Below are 18327 nucleotides of genomic sequence, written 5' to 3'. Positions count from 1 at the left end.
ATCTCCTCATCTCAGTTCCCGACATACCCAGCGCAAAGCGCATGGCGTTATAACCAGCAGAACCATTGATGACACACAAGGACAACAAACGGTCGGCACAACAAAATCACAAAGTGACACAGACGAGGATAGACGACAAGATTCACCTGTTGCCTACTGTCGGGAGGCTATAACCTAACATTATGTTGCACTATTGATCAATAATTCTTAATCAGCTTCATTCGGTGCTAGAACCAGTCTTTATGAATCAGTAAAATCTCAGGATAAACCAACCCCGCAGGCTCTCATCATTCCAAGTAGAACAGCAGAATTTGAGGCTGCCAATCGCTTTACAGCTTTGGAGAAAGCATGTCCCAACTGGAAAATATTGAAGCCATAGAAAGACGTCTGTGGAAGTCTGCTGATACGCTGCGGAGTAACTCAGAGCTGGCCAGTAACGAATATTTTCTGCCGGTGATGGGGCTGATTTTCTTGCGCCATGCTTACAGCCGTTTTCTGGCTGTGCAAGATGATATTGTTGCCAGCCTGCCCAGCCGTGGCGGTAAGACCCGGAAAATCACCAAGCAGGATTTTTCGGGCAAAAGCGCCATCTATCTGAAAGAAGAAGCACAGTTTGACCACCTGATTGCGCTGACGGATTCCGATGATCGCAGCGAGGCCATTATTCAGGCCATGGAGTCCATCGAGTCGGAGTACGAAAACCTGAAAGGGCAGCTGCCCAAGCAGGAATACCGCAATATCCCCAACGATGTCCTGAAGATTCTGTTAAACACCCTGAACCCGGAAGAGCTGCAAAAGGCCAGCGGTGATATTTTTGGCCGTATCTACGAATACTTCCTGACCCAGTTCGCCGACCAGGGCGCACACGACGGCGGTGAGTTTTTTACGCCGGTATCGCTGGTGCAGCTGATCGTGAATGTTCTGGAACCGGATCACGGTAAAATCTTCGATCCGGCCTGCGGTTCCGGCGGCATGTTTGTGCAGAGCGCCCACTTTATGGAGCAGCATAAACACAACCCCACCGAACTGACGTTTTACGGGCATGAGAAAAACCGGGTAACGACCCGTCTGGCAAAAATGAATCTGGCGGTTCACGGGCTGGAAGGCAATGTCGAAGGCGGTGACAGTGCCATCACCTACTACAAAGACCCCCACAGCGGGCTGTTTGGCACCGTGGATTATGTGATGGCCAATCCACCGTTTAACGTGGATGAAGTGGACGCCACCAAGGTGAAGAATGACCCCCGCCTGCCCTTTGGTCTACCGGGTGAGAACAAAAACAAAAAGGTGCCCAATGCCAACTATCTGTGGGTGCAGTATTTCTACAGCTATCTGAACAACACGGGTAAGGCCGGGTTTGTTATGTCTTCCCAGGCATCCAGCGCCGGGCGGGATGAGGCCAAGGTGCGGGAGGCTCTGGTAAAAACCGGGCATGTGGACGCCATGGTGGATATTCGGGGTAACTTCTTTTACACCCGTTCCGTTCCCTGTCAGCTGTGGTTTCTGAACAAGGCTAAGCCGGAAGCCCATAAAGACAAGGTGCTGATGATTGATGCCCGCAATGTTTACCGCAAGGTGACTCGCAAGATTTTCGACTTCAGCCCCGAGCAGCAGCAGAACCTGACGGCCATTGTCTGGCTCTACCGGGGTGAACGTCGCCGCTTTATTGAGCTGGTGATTCACTACCTGAATGAAACCCTGGTGCGCCTGACCGATGCCCTGTTGCCCAGCCAGCACCAACGGGCTTTGCTCTGGTGTGGGGTAAAAACCCGTCGGCAGCTCAGGGGCTTGCAGCAGGCTGTGGATACCCTGCAATCGCCACCGGAACTGGAGCTGGAAACCCTTGGCAAGGCGCTTGACCAGCTGTTTACCGACGTTGCCGGGCTGAAGCAGCAAGCGTCCCTCTGCCGTCCTGATGCCAGTGATACGCCGTTGGCAGAAGTACACCAGCGGGAGCAGGCGTACCTGCCGTTTGCTGACACCTGTCGTCATCTGATCAAAGACGTGGATCATCTGGTCAAGCTGGCATCCGGGATGACGGCGCAGGCGATTACCTGTCTGCGGGAAGAGTTGCTGCTGAACGACGCTGAAGACAATGAGTTGTCGGCAGCGAAAAAAGCCAGTGAAAAAGGCAAGTCAAGCCAGCCGCTCACCGCATCCGACGAGCAAAGGCTGAAAACCCTGAAAGCCACCATTGACCGGATGAGCAGTCTTCGCAGCAGCCTGCAACGCAACAATAAAGTGGTTGAGCAGTGGCGCAAACAGGCGGTCGAGCAGCTGAAGCAGGTGCGTTATTTCCACCAGCAGGCGCACTGGTTACTGTCCCGTTTTCCGGAAGCGGAACTGCGGGATGTTGAGGGGCTGGTGAAGCTGGTGACGCAGGAAGAGATTGAAAAGGCGGACTGGAGTCTGACGCCGGGGCGTTATGTGGGGGTTGCACCGGAAGCGGTGGATGAGGATTTCGATTTTGAGGCGGCTTTGAAGGATATTCATATTGAGCTGGAAGGGTTGAACGAGGAAGCGGTGGTGCTGGCAGGCAGGATTGCTCGTAACTTTGAGGGGTTGGGGGTATGAGTTTGGTCAAAGCACCAATAAAAGACTTCGCTCTTGGGATTTATGACGGACCTCACGCTACCCCAAAAGAAGCGACAGAAGGTCATATCTTTCTGGGTATTAAGAATGTCACACCAGAAGGCAGGCTTGATTTTTCACAGATCAAGTATGTGTCTGATGAAGAGTTTCCAAAGTGGACCAGACGTGTAACCCCTCAAGCGGGTGACGTGGTGTTTTCTTACGAGGCGACGTTGCATCGTTATGCTGTCATACCTGAAGGATTTGATGGATGTCTCGGGCGGCGCATGGGTTTGGTTAGACCGGATAGAACCAAGCTCTTGCCACGCTATCTTCATTACTACTTCTTGTCTCCGATATGGCAACGTTATCTGGAAACTAAAGTCATAACGGGTGCAACAGTAAACCGTCTGCCAATAAAAGATTTTCCGAGCTTTCTGGTTACAGTACCAACTCTGAGTGAGCAAGCACGTATTGTTGAAATTTTATCGGCTTACGACGACCTGATCGAAAACAACCGTCGTCGTATTCAACTGCTGGAAGAGTCCGCCAGGCTGCTGTATCAGGAGTGGTTTGTCCATTTGCGCTTTCCCGGTCATGAGCATGTGAAGGTGGTGGATGGGGTGCCTGAGGGGTGGCGTAACAGTAACATCGCTGATTTTGCTTCTGTAAAATCTGGTTATGCTTTTAAAAGTAGCGATTGGCAGGAATCTGGTAACCCAGTCATAAAAATCAAGAATATTGGCAATAACTACGATGTTAATATAGATGACTGTCAATGTGTGAATGACAATATTGCCGCTAAAGCAAGTCGCTTTGAGTTGCAAACTGACAATTTACTAATTGCGATGACGGGCGCAACTGTAGGAAAAATTGGGTTTATGCCCAGAACCAATACAAAGTACTATTTAAATCAACGTACAGGCGTATTCGTTCCAGTAGATAAAGACTTAACATTGTACCTTTTTTGTGCGCTCGCAGCAGACACATCACAGAGTATGATTGACAATCTTGCAGCCGGAGCAGCACAACCCAATATTTCTGGTAAGCAAATTGAGTCAATTCCACTGTTAACTCCATCTACAACAACCTTAAATGCTTTCATTGAGGCAGTTAAACCTGCATTTGCTCAGAGACAGACACTTATAGAAATGAATGGGAAGCTCGCCCAGGCCCGAGACCTGCTACTCCCCCGCTTAATGAATGGAGAACTGACGCCATGAAAAGGACGACCGAGGATGCCCTGGTTCAACAAACGACAGCCGACTTCCTTCTGAATGACCTGGGCTGGGATGAGTCGATTTTTGCCCAGACCGAAGTGTTCGGCAAAGAAGGCACCCTTGGTCGTGAATCTGATAAAGACGTGGTGCTGACCCGCTACCTTGGGCAGAAGCTGATAGAGCTGAACCCCGGCCTGCCGGACAGTGCCTATCGGGATGCCTTGCAGGAAGTGGTCAGTGTCAGCAGTTCCACCTCCATGCTGGCAGCGAACCAGGACAAGGACAGGCTGCACAAAGAAGGGGTGAGCGTCAGGTTTCAGGATGAGAACGGGCAACGGGTGCAAAGACGGCTGCGGCTGTTTGATTTTGATAACCCGGACAATAACCACTTTCTGGTGGTGCGGGAGTTCTGGGTGCGGGGGAGTTTATACCGTCGGCGGGCGGATATTGTCGGCTTTGTGAACGGCTTGCCGCTGGTGTTTATGGAGCTGAAGAATGTCCATAAAGAGTTGCGGGCGGCCTATGACGAAAACCTGTCGGACTACAAGGACACCGTGCCGCACCTGTTTCATCACAATGCCTTTATTGTGCTGGGTAATGGCATTGAAGCCAAAATGGGTTCCCTGACCAGCCGGTTCGAACACTTCAATAACTGGAAGCGACTCCATGAAGAAGAACCGGGTGTGGTGGATATGGCAACCCTGCTGAAAGGAACATGCGGCAAAGCCAACCTGATGGATGTGTTCGAGAACTTTATTCTGTTTGATGACAGCTCCGGCGACCTGATCAAGATCGTCGCCCGCAACCATCAATACCTTGGGGTGAATGAAGCGGTTCAGGCGGTAACGGAACGCAAGCAGCGTGAAGGCAGGCTGGGGGTGTTCTGGCATACCCAGGGGTCGGGCAAGTCCTATTCCATTGTCTTCTTTTCCCGCAAGGTGCATCGCAAGCTGGGGGGCAACTTCACCTTTCTGGTGGTGACTGACCGGGATGATCTGGATACGCAGATTTATACTACTTTTGCCGGTTGCGGGCTGGTCAACCACGATAAAGACCCCTGTCAGGCGCAAAGCGGTGATGACCTTCAGTTGTTGCTGGGGCAACAGAAGAACTATGTCTTTACGTTGGTGCAAAAGTTCAACAAGAAGGTGACTGAGCCGTATTCCAGACGTGATGACATTATTGTCATTACCGACGAGGCACACCGCACCCAGTACGGCACCCTGTCGCTGAATATGCGGGATGCGTTGCCCGGAGCCAGCTTTATTGGCTTTACGGGAACGCCATTGTTCAAAGAGGACAAAATCACTGAACGGGTGTTTGGTGATTACATCTCTACTTATGACTTTCAGCGGGCGGTAGAAGACGGAGCGACAGTGCCTCTCTATTACGATGCCCGTGGGGAAGACCTGCTGTTCAAAGATGACGACGGCACGCAACATACCGTCGCTTCCCCCAAAGGACTGAATGAGAAAATCGCTGAAAAGCTGGAAGAGCTGGATATTGATGACGTGAACGTGGCGCAGCGGCTGGAACGGGCGCTAAAGCGGGATTATCACATTATTACCGCCACCAGCCGTCTGGATCAGATCGCCAGGGATTTTGTCCGGCACTACGCCAACGGCTGGGAAAACGGCAAGGCGATGATGGTGTGTATTGATAAAGTCACCTGTGTGCGGATGCACAAGCTGATGGTGTTTTACTGGCAGGAGCATATCAGGGAGAAGGAAGCGGACCTTGTTAATGCAAAAGACCAGCAGGATGAAATCTGGCGCAAACGGCAAATCGAATGGATGAAAGAGACTCTGATGGCGGTGGTGGTCTCGGAAGAGCAGGGAGAGGTTCAGAAGTTTAAGGAATGGGAGCTGGACATCATCCCCCATCGCAAACGGATGAAGGAAGGCTTTGTTCTTGATGATGGTCAGCGACTTAACATGGAAGATGCCTTCAAGAAAAAGGATCACCCTTTCCGGGTCGCCATTGTCTGCGCCATGTGGCTGACGGGATTTGATGTGCCTACGCTGTCCACGCTCTATCTGGATAAACCCCTGAAAGCCCATACCCTGATGCAGGCCATCGCAAGGGCAAACCGGGTTGCGGAGGGCAAGAGCAACGGACTGATTGTGGACTACTGCGGTATTTTAAAGAGCCTGCGTAAGGCGTTGAGCACCTTTGCAGGCCGGAAGGACAAGGGGCGTGATGATGATTCGGATTCCGGCGGTGACTCGGATACCGATGGTATTGACCCTAACCACCCTGATACGGAGTTGCTGGATAAGCTGAAAGAAGCCATCACCCTGGTTCGTAACTTTCTGAGGCAGCAAGGGTTTGAGTTTGATGACCTGCTGACTAAAACAGGCTTTGAACTCAATGCCGCTATTGATGAAGCCAAAGAAGCGGTCAACGAGAATGACAAGACTCGCAAGCAGTTTGAAATTATGGCTCGGGAGGTGCTTAAACTGTTCCGTGCCTGCATCAATGTGAAGGGGGTTCAGCAGTACCGGGATGAGCGGGACATCATTAATACGGTCTACAAACGGCTGAAGCAGGATCAGGCACAGGCGGATATCACCCATATTATTCGGGAACTGCACGGTATTGTTGACGAGGCGATTGATACCCGGTCGGTGCGGGACGGAGACGACCAGAGCCGTTTATACGATATCAGCAAGATTGATTTTGACCGGCTGAAGCGGGAGTTTGAAGCGTCGCCGAAAAAGCAAACCACGGTTCAAAGCCTGAAGAATGCCATCGACCAGCGTCTGCATAAGCTGATGATGCAGAACCCGCTGCGGACGGATTTCCGGGAACACTACGAAAAACTGGTGGATGAGTATAACCAGGAGAAAAACCGGGTAGTGATTGAGAAGACCTTTGAGGCGCTGATAAAGCTGGTGTCTGACCTGAACAGGGAAGAGACCCGTGCGGTGCGGGAGGGGCTGAACGAGGAAACGCTGGCACTGTTTGACTTGCTGAAAAAGCCCGACCTGAGCAAAAAGGAGCTGGGGGCGATCAAGAAAGTAGCCAGGGATTTACTGGCGACCCTGAAAAACAAGCGGCTTAACGTGGCTAACTGGCAGGAAAAAGAGTCTACCCGTGATGCGGTGCGCCAGCAGATTTATGATTTTCTGTACGATGAGAATACCGGCTTGCCTGTGGACAGCTATGAAGTGGAGGATATTGGTCATCTGACGGATGATGTTTACCAGCATGTTGTGCGGGTGTATCCGGTGTTGCCGTCGCCGGTTTATTCGGCAGGGGTGCATTGAGTTATTTGTTTTCAGGGCGGCAGCTTGTGTGGTTGCTTGATGCCGCTCTTCGGTTTCATATCACGCCAACTTCAGAAATTGGTAATCCGGAATCCCGTCGGACATAGGATTGGCGCTGAGTACACATAGTAAAAGATCAATTTTGTCGTTTCATATCATGCTCAAACCAAAAGCAAAGAGTATCTTTTTACTGCTTGGCCATTTTTGCTATGTCGTATTACTTTCGCCAGTAGTAACCTGATAGATACTGAAAGAAAGTGAATGACACAGGAAAAGTATCATGGAAGATGATAAGAATGAGAGCCTGTACGGTGACGATGTAATCACTCAAGAAGAAGGACTGGCTCTCAGAGAAAAAGAACGTCTGGACAGGATTAAGGCATCTAAAAAGCGCAATAAAAAAGTATCCCGCTCTGATAAAGAGTGGCACAAGTTTATGGCCGATGATCAGGTTGCGAGTAATGGCAAGACCGTTGCCGATGAGGAGTACAGCAATGGGTATAAAGATGCAATCAAGCTCAGTGATTTAACTGAAAAAGAGCTGAAGCAATTCAAAAAATACCGTGCCAGACCAGCAGAAGCCTTACTGACTAAGAAGTCAATACTGACTGAAAAAATATTGGATAACAAGCTATCAGAATATGAGCATGAGAAAGCGCAAACCAAGTTGAAGCTTATTGGTCTGGCTTTGGCTGATATTCAGCATTTTTCACAGAAAAAAGCCATTCACAAGAAGAAAATTAACGAAATGCTGGAGGATCAGGACTACCCTCCTTATGCCATTACGGGAGGGCGTGGCAGTACCGGGTTTCACTTTAAAAATGCTAACCAACGATCTCCTGAACTGCTGTATAACGGCTTAATTAAGAAAGGTTTCATACCCAAGCAGCAATCACTGTCATCATTTGAAACTGCTTTGTGGAATGGCAAAGGTACAGTTGAGTGGAATGAGGAATGGACCAAGCTGGCAGTTTTTATAGCTAAAATGTCAGAAGATAATATTTCATCGAGGGATTATTGGAAAATCAGTCAGCAAATTTTCAGGCGTAATGGTGTATCTACCAATAATCTTAAGAAGCTTTATGATAAAGCACCATTTGATGCAGAACTCGACCGAGAATTTCAGGACATCATTGATGCAGCATTTTATAACTACTGATATACCCTTTGCACCAATAAGTTGAAAGCAACCACGGCCACCCATTAAGGCAGAAAAAAAACAGTCCACTTTCTAGGGACTTATTTCTGCCTGTTCTGTCCTATTCTCATTCCATGTCTTGAAACACAAAGGAGAAGACATGGAAGTCAAGAGACACAAAACCCCTGAAGCCTTGAATGTAACCAGTCTTGATCACGAGCAAGATTCGGGCAAGCTACTTGAAGCTGACCAGAAAGAAATCAAACTGGTTCGTCGTCAGGAAGTAGAAGATGCATTAGGGATCAGCCGCTCAACCCTTTATCGTTTACTTGCTGCTGAAAATGCCCTGCCTGCTCCGGTAACGCTTCCGGGTGGTGGCGTCAGATGGGTTTGGTCTGAAATTATGGACTGGGCCCAGCAGCGCATTAAGGAGAGGGGGCAGGCATGAGGTCACAAACGCAAAAAGAAAGGGATTATTTCCACTTTCTGAAAACCGTGACACTGAAAGCTCTTGGAGAAAAAGCACCCCCAGACAATCTTGAGTACATTATTAATCAACAGGTTAATAGAGCCGTTCAGTTAATTGGCAAAGTTCAGCATCCGGAAATCATTGAGCAGATACTAGAAGCCGTAAAAAAAATGTCTGACTCAGAAAATGGAGGGTCGAATGTTGTTTACTGATTACTGCCTCCGCAAAATGACGGATGCCGATCTGGCTCCGTCAAAACCTATTCAGCTGATAGCGGATGGTGGCATTCATCGCTATCAGGTTGATGGGGATCGAAACGGCACACTAAATGGCTGGTATGTATTGCACGATAACTCAGTTCTGATTTGCGGCTCATGGAAGACCGACCAGCGTTTAGTTGTACACAACCAGGATCAGGCTGGTTTTAATGTCGAAGATCGAGCGACCAGAAAAAAGAAAATTGCTGAAGCCCAGGCGGTATCGGAAAGAAAAAAACGGGAGCTGCACAACAGGGTAGCCAGACGAGTTCAGAAAGAATGGGACAATGCCGAACCTGCTGATCTGCTGCACCCTTACCTGTTTTCAAAGCAAGTGCCACCGTATGGCATCAGGCAGAAAGGGGATGCACTGTTGATTCCCCTCCGGGACGCCAAAGGGAAACTCTGGAGCTTGCAGTATATAAAGCCAGACGGCAGCAAGTGGTTTGCCAAGGGAGGCAGGGTGACGGGACTTTTTCATCTTTTGGGCAGTATTGATGACCGGGTTTATTTTGCAGAAGGTTATGCGACGGCAGCCACCCTGCATAAACATTGCGGCACCACCATTGCTGTCGCTTTCAATGCGGGTAACTTGCGAAATGCGGCAAGGGAGCTGCTTACCCTGCATACGGATGTGCAGCTTGTGTTTGCTGCTGATAATGACCGCCATACTAAAGGCAACCCCGGCTTAACCAAGGCTATGGGTGCTGCTGAAGCCTTGGGAGGCAGTGTGATATGGCCTGACTTCCCTGATGGCGTTGAGGGCACCGATTATTGTGACCTGCTGCTGAACGGAGGGGCTGTTCATGGATAAACCGGTTAAACCCCTTTCTGAGCATGTTGAGCCTGACTCCGGCGGTCAGAAGCAGACCATCACTGATCGGCTACTGGAGCTGGCAAGGGCGAAGTGTTCTTTGTTTGTGGATGGCGAAGGGGTAGCCTATGCCACCTTTCCCAGCAGTCATAACGTTTATGAAACCTGGCCTGTAAACAGCCAGCACTTTGGACGGTTGATCGGGAGCTGGTATTACCATTCCTACAAAAAGCCGGTGAAGAGTGAAAGCAAGAGAGAGGTCTGTGAAATACTGGCAGGCTTTGCTTATGAGGAAGGCCGGACCGAAGACGTATTTTTACGAGTTGGAACCTGTCAGGGAAAACATTACATCGACTTGTGCAATGATCACTGGCAGGTCATTGAGGTATCTCCCCTTGGCTGGCGAGTACTTGACCAAAGCCCGGTCAAGTTCATTCGTTCCAGAACGATGAAGGCACTGCCTACGCCTGTGGAAGGCGGTGATATTAACCAACTGTGGCAGTTCATCAACGTGGCTGAGCGAGACAGGCTACTGGTTTTGGCCTGGTTGATCGAGTGTTTTCGGGAGAATACGCAAAACCCTGTACTTGAGGTTCTGGGCGGCCATGGCACCGGGAAAAGCACAACGCTTGAGGTGCTTCGTTCAATGGTTGACCCAAACAGCGCACTGTTGCGATCAATGCCCCGGAACGAGGACGACCTTTTTGTCAGTGCCCAGTCTAACTGGATTCTCACCTATGAAAATGTCAGCCTGCTTTCGGACAGTCAGCAGGATGTCATTTGTCAGATTTCCACCGGTTCGGCTTATGCGAAACGTGCCCTCTATAGCGATGCCGATGAAACCGTTTTACAGGCAAGACGTCCACAAGTCATTAATGGAATCACACCACTCGCAACCCGGCAGGACTTGATTGACCGATGTGTCAGTATTGAGCTACCAAAGTTTGAGCCAGTAAGGAGGGCGCAGAAAAGTGAGCTGGACGCTTTATTTGCAAAGGCCCAGGCAAAACTACTTGGCGCACTGTTCCAGATAATGGCGGCTGCCTTGAAGTTACTGCCAGATACGAAGCTGAAAGAGCTGCCACGAATGGCTGACTTTGGATTACTGGGTACGGCCATAGGTGTAGCTGTCAACCATCCAGTGCCCTTTATGCAGCTATTTTCGGCCAATCAGAAAACACTGGCTCTGTCGGGGATAGAGAGCAGTCCTGTGGCATCTGCCTTGCTGGAACTTTGTAAAAAAAGAGAGGGTGGCCTGGTATTCGATGGGATTTACGCTGATTTGCTAAAGCAGCTGGATGTATTCAGGGCAGGACATGAGGGTTGGCCCAAGAGTGCGAAAGGTTTTGCCAACCTCCTTAAAAGACAGGCACCGGCACTCGCATTACAGGGCGTCAGTATTGAAAGCCATGGAAGAAGCAGTCAGGGAAGCAGGGTCAGAGTTCAATATAAAACCTGCAATCAAAGTACACAACGTACACAACATACACCTTATGATTCAGAGAATGTAGATAGTGTACGTTGTGTACGTTCTTGCAAGGTTGAAACCGGAGACGACCAACTGAAGCGGGTGACGATATGACCCCTACTCAACTACTGACTTATTTGGAACTGATGGGGGTTGAAATTTCTGTCGGGGAAAACGGCCAGCTTAATGTTGTTGGCTCCTCGTCAATTCTGGATACGACCACTGTTGCGAGGCTAAAGGCATCTAAGATTGAGCTGTTAAAGGTATTGTCTGGCCAGTCATTTGATGCACGACGGGTTAAAGACACCTTGCAGTTTGTTTGCAGGGGGTTAGTTGTGACCCCTGAAATACTGATCCGATACTATTTTACGCCTGATGACCTGGAAGATATTCGGGCAGGCCAATACCCTGATCTTGTGGCACTGAGAAAGCTGATATTAAGCGACCCTGATTACCCTTTTCTTAATGATGAGTCTATGGCGGGGAAGAGCTATGAATAAAAAACAGGAACGGTTTGTTGATGAATACATGCTGGACGCCAACGCCACCCGTGCAGCAAAAGCTGCTGGCTACAGCGAGCATTCTGCACGCAATCAGGGGAACCGATTGATGAAGAATGATGACATCAGCCATGCCATCGAAGAACGAGCAGAAGAACTGAAACAGCTGTGTGGTGCCACTGCTGAGAACAAAAGGGATATGTTGTGGCGTATCGCCCAGTTCAATCAGCAAGTTGTTAATGGTATGGATGGCCAGCCAGAAATGAGAAACCCAAGAGCAGCTATTCAGGCACTGGCCGAGTTGAACCGTATGGATGGTGATTACCGAAAAGCCGATGCAGGTGGTGTAACAGAAGTCACATTTATCCAGCACTTTGGCCCTGCCCCGGATGATTGCCCTAATGAATAATCTCTTTGCCACAGGCACAACGAGCGTTGTTATTTGTGGCATCTGGTCTATAACTATTCAATCAATAACAATTAACAAGTTAAATAATGATAAAGCAGTACGTTATTTACCGGCGGGTTTCTACCAGAAAGCAGGGTGAGTCCGGTCTTGGCCTTGAAGCCCAGGATCGGGATATTGACCTGTACCTCCAGAATTATGAATCGTCAGAGTTTGAGGTTCTGAATACCTTTGTAGACGTTGAAAGCGGTTCATTGACTGACCGGCCACAGCTGATCAAGGCTATGAATCTTGCACGGCAATCTGGCGCAACCCTCCTCGTTTCCAAACTTGACCGACTTAGCCGTAGGGTGTCGTTCATCGCTTCATTACTGGAAGACCCCAAAATCAGACTGAAGGTGGCCTGTATGCCCCATGCAGACAAATTTCAGTTACACATCTATGCGGCCCTGGCTGAACAGGAAAGAGATTTTATCTCGGCCAGAACTAAAGCTGCACTTGCTCAGGCTAAAGCCAGAGGAACTAAGCTGGGCGGTCTGCGGGATAGTACTGGCGAGAGAAACAAGATTATCTGCCAGCAGGCCCAGGAGCGAGCCGACAGGCTGGAACACATCGTTATGCCCTTGGTTCAACAAAAGAAAACGACCCGACAAATTGCGGACGCCCTTAATGCCGCTGGTGTTCAGACTGCGAGAGGTGGACAGTGGCAGAGTGGTCAGGTGTCGAGACTGATCGGGAGGTTGCGGAAAAAGTGATGGGGGGGGGTAGGTGCCGGGGGGGGCTGGACATAACTTCCCTGCGCCATGTTTGGGAGCGTTGGGGGTGGTACACGCACGGTAGGTATAGCTGATTTTACTTAAAGGGAATCTTGCCGAGAATATTACTACGCAAAGGTGCTAAAGCTTTCGTAATCGGGATTACGTTTATTTCTGCAAGTTCTTCTGCCCGTTGTACCAAATGCTGTGCGCTATTACCCTCTTTCCCCTTTTCAGCAACGTCCAATACGCTTAGATACTGTATGTGGGTTAATTTACGGAGTTTTAATCCGAAGTGTTTTGCTCTGGAGAGGAGAAAAACTGAGCGAGACTTTCTGTTTCCTTCTGCCTCTGCTCTAGCCGAGCTTTCCGCGCCGCTATGTACTCGTCCGGTTCCATTGTTGGCCTTCCGAGTAGTCTTTGCCTTTCGTTGTACCCGACCATTTCCCTTACCAGTCTTGCGGGAAGCCACAGACCTTTCAGCTTTTGACTTTTTGCCACCCTTACCCCCTTTCGACATAAACCGTGTATCTTTCAACACGTCGTCATAATCTTGCTTTTCCTGAGAATATACGTCATCGCCTGATGTCAGGGCATCCAACAGAGTGTTGGCGGTTAACGGCTGGCCATCAGGGTCTTTATAACCGTACCCATCCAGCAATTCCGCCATGCCATCAAACCCATGACCGCCGTCAGAGTATAGCGGCAATGCGCCCTGCCTGTGGAAACTGGCGGGATCGATGCCTTCCGACACAGCATCCGGTATATGGATACCGCCCAAACGCCTCGCAGCCTGTGTCAGTGAATGTTTCTGGGTATCCACCTTGGCCTTGGTGACTCCCCTGGTTCCTCGGGGCTTATAATTATTTCTGGTCTGCGCCCGAGTGTTTAAGCCCCTCCGTATATTATGCTGCCCCTGAGATTGAGTACCAGTGAATAAGGGTTTGGGTAATGGTATATCTATGAAGAGTAACCGACATGTACCCCTCATTTTTGGCATAGTCTCAATACTAATTGCTCTATGGGCAATAATTTCTCTTTCCATGGGCTGGGCTTTCATAATCACTATGCCGATGCTCATGATTGGCTTGCCCTCGTTAAAAACTGCGTTTCTTGCCAGTGATCAGGAAATAGCAGAATTGACAGGGGAGCAGCCGCTATCCGAAGAGACAAAACGAAAACTCGAAGATCGGGTATGAGCGGGGCTGGTTGGATGCAACCATGATCGATACTGCCCCTTATAGTCCAGTACTTGATTCTGGTTGCTCTACCATCCCCTCCCTATGGGTAAAGAATCGCTTCCAGTAACGCATCATATTTTTCAATTGCCACACGTTTTTCAGCAAGACGATCACTCTGATCGTAGTGTTTGCTCTCAACACTACCATCTTCCCTACTTTGTAACAGGAAGCGTTGCTCTCTTGGTATGCCGCATTCTATAAGCAAATTGGTGACAGTTCTCCGTATATCCTTGGCAGTAAACCTTTCTGCTTGCTCTGGTCTTTTTTTATCTGACTCAAGATAGTCACAGTAATCTTCAAGCCTGTTTGCAAGCGTCGAAACTCTTATTGGCTTATCATTACTGACGCTGAAAACCCAATCAGAACTGCCTGAAAACATTTTGGCCTGTTCTAAAATTTTGACTGCTCTATTGGTAAGCGGCATAACCCTTTTTTTGGGTTTGCCATCTTTACCTTTACTGTCAATAAACGAGAATATTCGTTTATTGAAATCTATGTCGCTCCAGCGGCAGTGACTCAGCTGTTCAGGTCGGTTGCCTGCTGTCGCAAACATAAAGCGAATCATCAGACCATAAACAGGACTTCGCCGAGTCATGGCTTTGCCAAAATCAAACCACAAAGCTTTGATTTCAGAATGATCCAGATAGCGTTCCCGCACCCGCTCAAAACTTGGCTGTCTTGGGACTGCTGACACAGGGTTATGATCCAGCAAAAAGTATTGCGCCTGCTCAACTTGGTGAAGCGGGTCATTATCAGACCTTATGCCGTACTCAAACGCAGTGTGAAGATAGCTTCGAACACGGTTCGATGTAGTGGTTATGCCATTTTCAATCATACGTTTTAAGATACTAACGATATCACCAGCTGTAATTTCAGCTGCTTTTGTAGCTGCCAGTGTTGGAAAAGGCTTCAGGACATATCTTGCTAAACATGTTTCAACCTGACGTGCAGACTTCTTTTTTTGTCGCCACATATTAGCGACATAGGAGTCACAAAGGTCTTTTAAAGTCCCCTTCATAGCCTCCTGCTCTGCCTGTTTCACTATTGCCGTCTCTTGCCGCTGACGTTCAAGCTCAGTTGCCTGTAAGTGCTCTTTGAGTCCTCCACCACATTCCCGGCGTAGCCTGGCAAGCTCTTGGGCTCGACTGCGACAGCTTGCTAACGAGTAACCTGCTCCGTCTCTTGTCTGCTGATAACGACCAATTTTTATTTTCCGCTCCTTTCCGGCATGCTTGTAGCGGTAATAAGCCTCAATGGCTCCACTGTTTCTTTTTTCAAAGAGTAATGCACCATCCCCACGGCTACCAACAGGCTCGCTCAACTTATATTTCATGCTTTTTAGGGACAAAGATGTCAGCCTTCCCATGTAAACCACCATTCTTATTTTTTTCATGATTCCCATCTGCGCCCACTAAGGCAGGCATATATTGCGCCCACCTTTGCGCCCTTCTTCTGTTGGGACTGGATGGTTAAAAGTAGACTACTTTAGATTGTATGAGAACACTAAGCCCCAGTAAACAAGGGGTTTGGGGTGCTTTTTGGGAATATATGGAACAGAACTGAAGTACCTATTTTAGCGACTCATAATCGATTGGTCGCAGGTTCAAGTCCTGCTGGGCCCACCATGAATTCAAAAGCCCGAAGCATTAGTCAGTGCTTCGGGCTTTTTTGTATCTGGCATTTAGTCTTAGCAAGATGCAAGCCTGAAATTCGCACAAGCGCAAACGGCTAATACGAGTTATGCGCCTAAAATAATTTTTGCAATGATTGCACATTTAGCTATCATTTTCTCTATGAATAGCACAAACAGAAAAACACTAAATGCCATATTCTCCGAGCCGGTTAATGGCAATATTGAATGGCGCAAAGTCGAGGCGTTATTTCTGTCATTAGGGGCTAAACGTACAACTAAAGGAGGTTCTTCGGTTAGTTTCGTACTCAATGATGTTCGAGCTGACTTCCATAGACCACACCCAGATAAAGCTTCGCTTAGGTATCGCATCAAGGATGCTCGACGCTTTCTGGAACAAGCGGGGATCACACCATGAATATGATGAAACATAGAGGCTACATAGCCAGAGTTGAATACGACAGCGAAGACCGTATCTTTGTAGGTCATTTGGCTGGTATAAACGATATAGTTGGCTTTCATGGTTCTTCCGTTGATGGGCTTGAAGCTGCATTTAAAGAGGCAGTCAATGAATATATAGCCATCAGTGAGAAAACAGGCCGTCCAGTACAAAGACCCTATTCTGGGAATCTTATGCTTCGGGTAACACCAGAAGTTCACGCTGCTGCTGCCACTGCTGCCGAAGCTAAAGGTAAAAGTCTAAACCAATGGGCTTCTGAAGTCCTCGGTAATGCCTCTCAAATCTAATCTCTGTGCCAATCGGCACCTAAATCGGGTAGCCGGAGGTCTCTAACCTCCAGCCCCCACATCACACCGGCGTGCGGGTCCGCACCGGGCGATTCACCGAGGGTGGTGAAACCTGATCCACAAGTCTTTCAGGGAAACAAGCCCGAGTTTACTGAGAAAACTGTCGTTTAATGCTAACTGTGCCGCATAGGTTTTGCTTAGCCGGTAATACCCTTTGCTACTGGCTGCAATCGAGGCGGCCTTGATGTGATCAACACCTAACCTGATCAAATTTCTGTAACGGGTTTTCGGCTTTCGCCATTGTTTGATAAAACAACAGCGAATCCGCCGACGTATCCATTGATCCAGTCGCGGTATAGGACTGTAATATTCGGTTATCCTGAAATAACCCATCCAGCCCCGGATATATTCGGCCAGCTTCTTCAAGCGATATTCCATCGATACTCCCCAGCTTCGGCTGGTGAGTTTCAGGATTTTTCGCCTGAAGCGGTTCAGACTCTTCTCCGACCAGCGGATTCGCTTCCCTGTGAAGGTAAAACTCAGGAACTCAGCTTCGGTAGCTTTCACCACCTTGCTCTTTGTCGGGTTTATCCTCAGTTTCAGCTTGCGCTCAAGGTAACGTGTGATGCTTTCCATCACTCGCTCCCCGGCTCGCTGGCTGCCAACGAGGATCACAAAGTCATCGCAGTAGCGTGCGAAGCAATGCCCCCGGTACTCCAGTTCCTTGTCCAGGTCATCGAGAAGGACATTCGACAGCAGCGGTGAAAGTGGACCGCCTTGTGGCATACCTACCCGGGTTGGGTAGCATTGCCCATCAACCATGACGCCAGCACGAAGGTAGCGGCCAATCAGCTTCAACAGACGCTTGTCGTGAATCTTTCGAGAGACTCTCGACATAAGAACATCATGGCTGACCGTATCAAAGAATTTACTCAGATCAACATCAACCGCCTGATGCAGCCCCTGCTTAATGTATCGATTAACCTGTTGTACAGCGTCTTGTGCAGACCTTCCCGGTCTGTAACCGAAGCTGCTGGGAGAGAAGTCAGGATCAAAGATGGGTGATAATACCTGCACAATGGCCTGTTGTATCACTCGATCCATGACTGTCGGGATGCCCAGCAACCGTTCTCCACCATCGGGCTTTTCTATAACAGCCCGAAGGACGGGAGATGGTCTGTAAGTCCCATTGAGTAAGGCTTGGCGCGCTGAAGGCCAGTGCTGACGGGCAAAGTCAGGATAGGCTTTAATGGTGATCCCATCTATTCCGGGAGCCCCTTTGTTACTTCTGACTTGTTTCCATGCTTTCAGCAAATTGGCAGGTTCCAGTGCGCAACTCAGTAGATCGTGGTTCAAAGCTGGTTAAAGATTCTTTCGCCAACTCCAGTGAGTCGCCGGACGGCTGCACTGTGTTGAGGGAATCAGTCTCCTCTTTTCGTCGGTGTTCAGTCCTTCGTTGACGACTTCCAATCGGATTAACGACTTCTGTCGAACAACTACTATGACGTCTGCTGACTTCTGTTCAATCACCACACAGAATTACTTCTGCAGGCGCTATTGGTGGTCATCGGGTTTGCTCGAACAGGGTGATGAACCCTGTCCGCCGAGCCTGTTGTAACCAGTGGCTGAGAACTGGGATTGACCAATCGCATGTTGAACAGACCTCCCCGGATAAGAGCATGAACTTTCAGTACACAACCGCCGCATTTACCGTATCTCTCAAACCAGAGGGCTTTGTGATCCTTGGCTCACTCGCCCACGAGACTCGGCCTTGTATACGATTTCTGTCCGTCGGCTCGCACTTTTGCAGTCAGACTGCCTCCGCACAACCCCTCGTGAGAT

At 49.2% G+C, this 18327-nt stretch carries 16 protein-coding genes; 13 read left to right on the top strand and 3 right to left on the bottom strand.

Annotated elements, in window-relative coordinates; all coding sequences use genetic code 11:
• Window positions 1-348: 348 nt before the first annotated feature.
• The 11 genes from NX722_RS24320 (at window position 349) to NX722_RS24270 (ending at window position 12867) form a co-directional block, all read left to right on the top strand.
• A complete protein-coding gene (locus tag NX722_RS24320) occupies window positions 349-2574 on the top strand; it encodes a class I SAM-dependent DNA methyltransferase (protein WP_262565450.1) in 2226 nt (741 codons plus the stop codon).
• Entirely contained in the window at window positions 2571-3794 is a 1224-nt protein-coding gene (locus tag NX722_RS24315) for a restriction endonuclease subunit S (RefSeq protein WP_262565449.1), read from the top strand. The genes NX722_RS24320 and NX722_RS24315 overlap by 4 nt, the downstream gene beginning before the upstream one ends.
• Window positions 3791-7060, top strand: a complete 3270-nt coding sequence (locus tag NX722_RS24310; protein ID WP_262565448.1) for a type I restriction endonuclease subunit R — start codon at window positions 3791-3793, stop codon at window positions 7058-7060. Before NX722_RS24315 ends, NX722_RS24310 begins: the two co-directional genes overlap by 4 nt.
• Before the next feature lie 280 nt (window positions 7061-7340).
• Window positions 7341-8219 carry a hypothetical protein gene (locus tag NX722_RS24305; RefSeq protein WP_262565447.1) on the top strand — a complete coding sequence of 293 codons (879 nt, stop codon included), beginning with the start codon at window positions 7341-7343 and terminating at the stop codon, window positions 8217-8219.
• Between the two features lie 139 nt (window positions 8220-8358).
• Window positions 8359-8646, top strand: coding sequence for a helix-turn-helix transcriptional regulator (locus NX722_RS24300; protein ID WP_262565446.1), 288 nt, complete (start codon window positions 8359-8361; stop codon window positions 8644-8646).
• Window positions 8643-8879 (top strand): hypothetical protein, encoded by a 237-nt coding sequence (locus NX722_RS24295; RefSeq protein ID WP_262565445.1) that lies wholly within the window; start codon window positions 8643-8645, stop codon window positions 8877-8879. Before NX722_RS24300 ends, NX722_RS24295 begins: the two co-directional genes overlap by 4 nt.
• Window positions 8866-9738: a toprim domain-containing protein gene (locus NX722_RS24290; RefSeq protein WP_262565444.1), complete on the top strand. Its 873-nt coding sequence runs from the start codon at window positions 8866-8868 to the stop codon at window positions 9736-9738. Before NX722_RS24295 ends, NX722_RS24290 begins: the two co-directional genes overlap by 14 nt.
• On the top strand, window positions 9731-11320 hold the full coding sequence (locus NX722_RS24285) for a hypothetical protein (protein ID WP_262565443.1): 1590 nt from the start codon (window positions 9731-9733) through the stop codon (window positions 11318-11320). Before NX722_RS24290 ends, NX722_RS24285 begins: the two co-directional genes overlap by 8 nt.
• Window positions 11317-11706 (top strand): hypothetical protein, encoded by a 390-nt coding sequence (locus NX722_RS24280; protein WP_262565442.1) that lies wholly within the window; start codon window positions 11317-11319, stop codon window positions 11704-11706. Before NX722_RS24285 ends, NX722_RS24280 begins: the two co-directional genes overlap by 4 nt.
• A complete protein-coding gene (locus tag NX722_RS24275; protein ID WP_262565441.1) occupies window positions 11699-12115 on the top strand; it encodes a terminase small subunit in 417 nt (138 codons plus the stop codon). Before NX722_RS24280 ends, NX722_RS24275 begins: the two co-directional genes overlap by 8 nt.
• Before the next feature lie 86 nt (window positions 12116-12201).
• Window positions 12202-12867, top strand: a complete 666-nt coding sequence (locus tag NX722_RS24270; RefSeq protein ID WP_262565440.1) for a recombinase family protein — start codon at window positions 12202-12204, stop codon at window positions 12865-12867.
• A gap of 97 nt (window positions 12868-12964) precedes the next feature.
• On the opposite strand, the gene NX722_RS24265 is transcribed toward NX722_RS24270, so the two are convergent.
• Both NX722_RS24265 and NX722_RS24260 read right to left on the bottom strand, forming a co-directional pair.
• Complete coding sequence (locus NX722_RS24265; RefSeq protein ID WP_262565439.1) at window positions 12965-13690, bottom strand: hypothetical protein; 726 nt, start codon at window positions 13688-13690, stop codon at window positions 12965-12967.
• Window positions 13691-14148: 458 nt separating this feature from the next.
• On the bottom strand, window positions 14149-15150 hold the full coding sequence (locus tag NX722_RS24260) for a tyrosine-type recombinase/integrase (RefSeq protein WP_262565438.1): 1002 nt from the start codon (window positions 15148-15150) through the stop codon (window positions 14149-14151).
• A 721-nt stretch (window positions 15151-15871) separates the two neighbouring features.
• On the opposite strand from NX722_RS24260, the gene NX722_RS24255 reads away from it, so the two are divergent.
• The gene (locus NX722_RS24255; protein ID WP_322740955.1) at window positions 15872-16156 is read left to right on the top strand and encodes a type II toxin-antitoxin system HicA family toxin; all 285 of its coding nucleotides are present in this window, start codon (window positions 15872-15874) and stop codon (window positions 16154-16156) included.
• The gene (locus NX722_RS24250) at window positions 16153-16485 is read left to right on the top strand and encodes a type II toxin-antitoxin system HicB family antitoxin (protein WP_262565437.1); all 333 of its coding nucleotides are present in this window, start codon (window positions 16153-16155) and stop codon (window positions 16483-16485) included. Before NX722_RS24255 ends, NX722_RS24250 begins: the two co-directional genes overlap by 4 nt.
• Window positions 16486-16578: 93 nt before the next feature.
• On the opposite strand, the gene ltrA is transcribed toward NX722_RS24250, so the two are convergent.
• Window positions 16579-17841, bottom strand: coding sequence for a group II intron reverse transcriptase/maturase (ltrA, locus tag NX722_RS24245; protein WP_262565434.1), 1263 nt, complete (start codon window positions 17839-17841; stop codon window positions 16579-16581).
• Between the last annotated feature and the right edge of the window lie 486 nt (window positions 17842-18327).

Origin of the sequence: Endozoicomonas gorgoniicola (genome assembly GCF_025562715.2) — a bacterium.
Lineage (GTDB): Bacteria > Pseudomonadota > Gammaproteobacteria > Pseudomonadales > Endozoicomonadaceae > Endozoicomonas_A > Endozoicomonas_A gorgoniicola.
The sequence above is the reverse complement of the archived record's forward strand: the minus strand, read 5'-3'. Positions and strand labels throughout refer to the sequence as shown.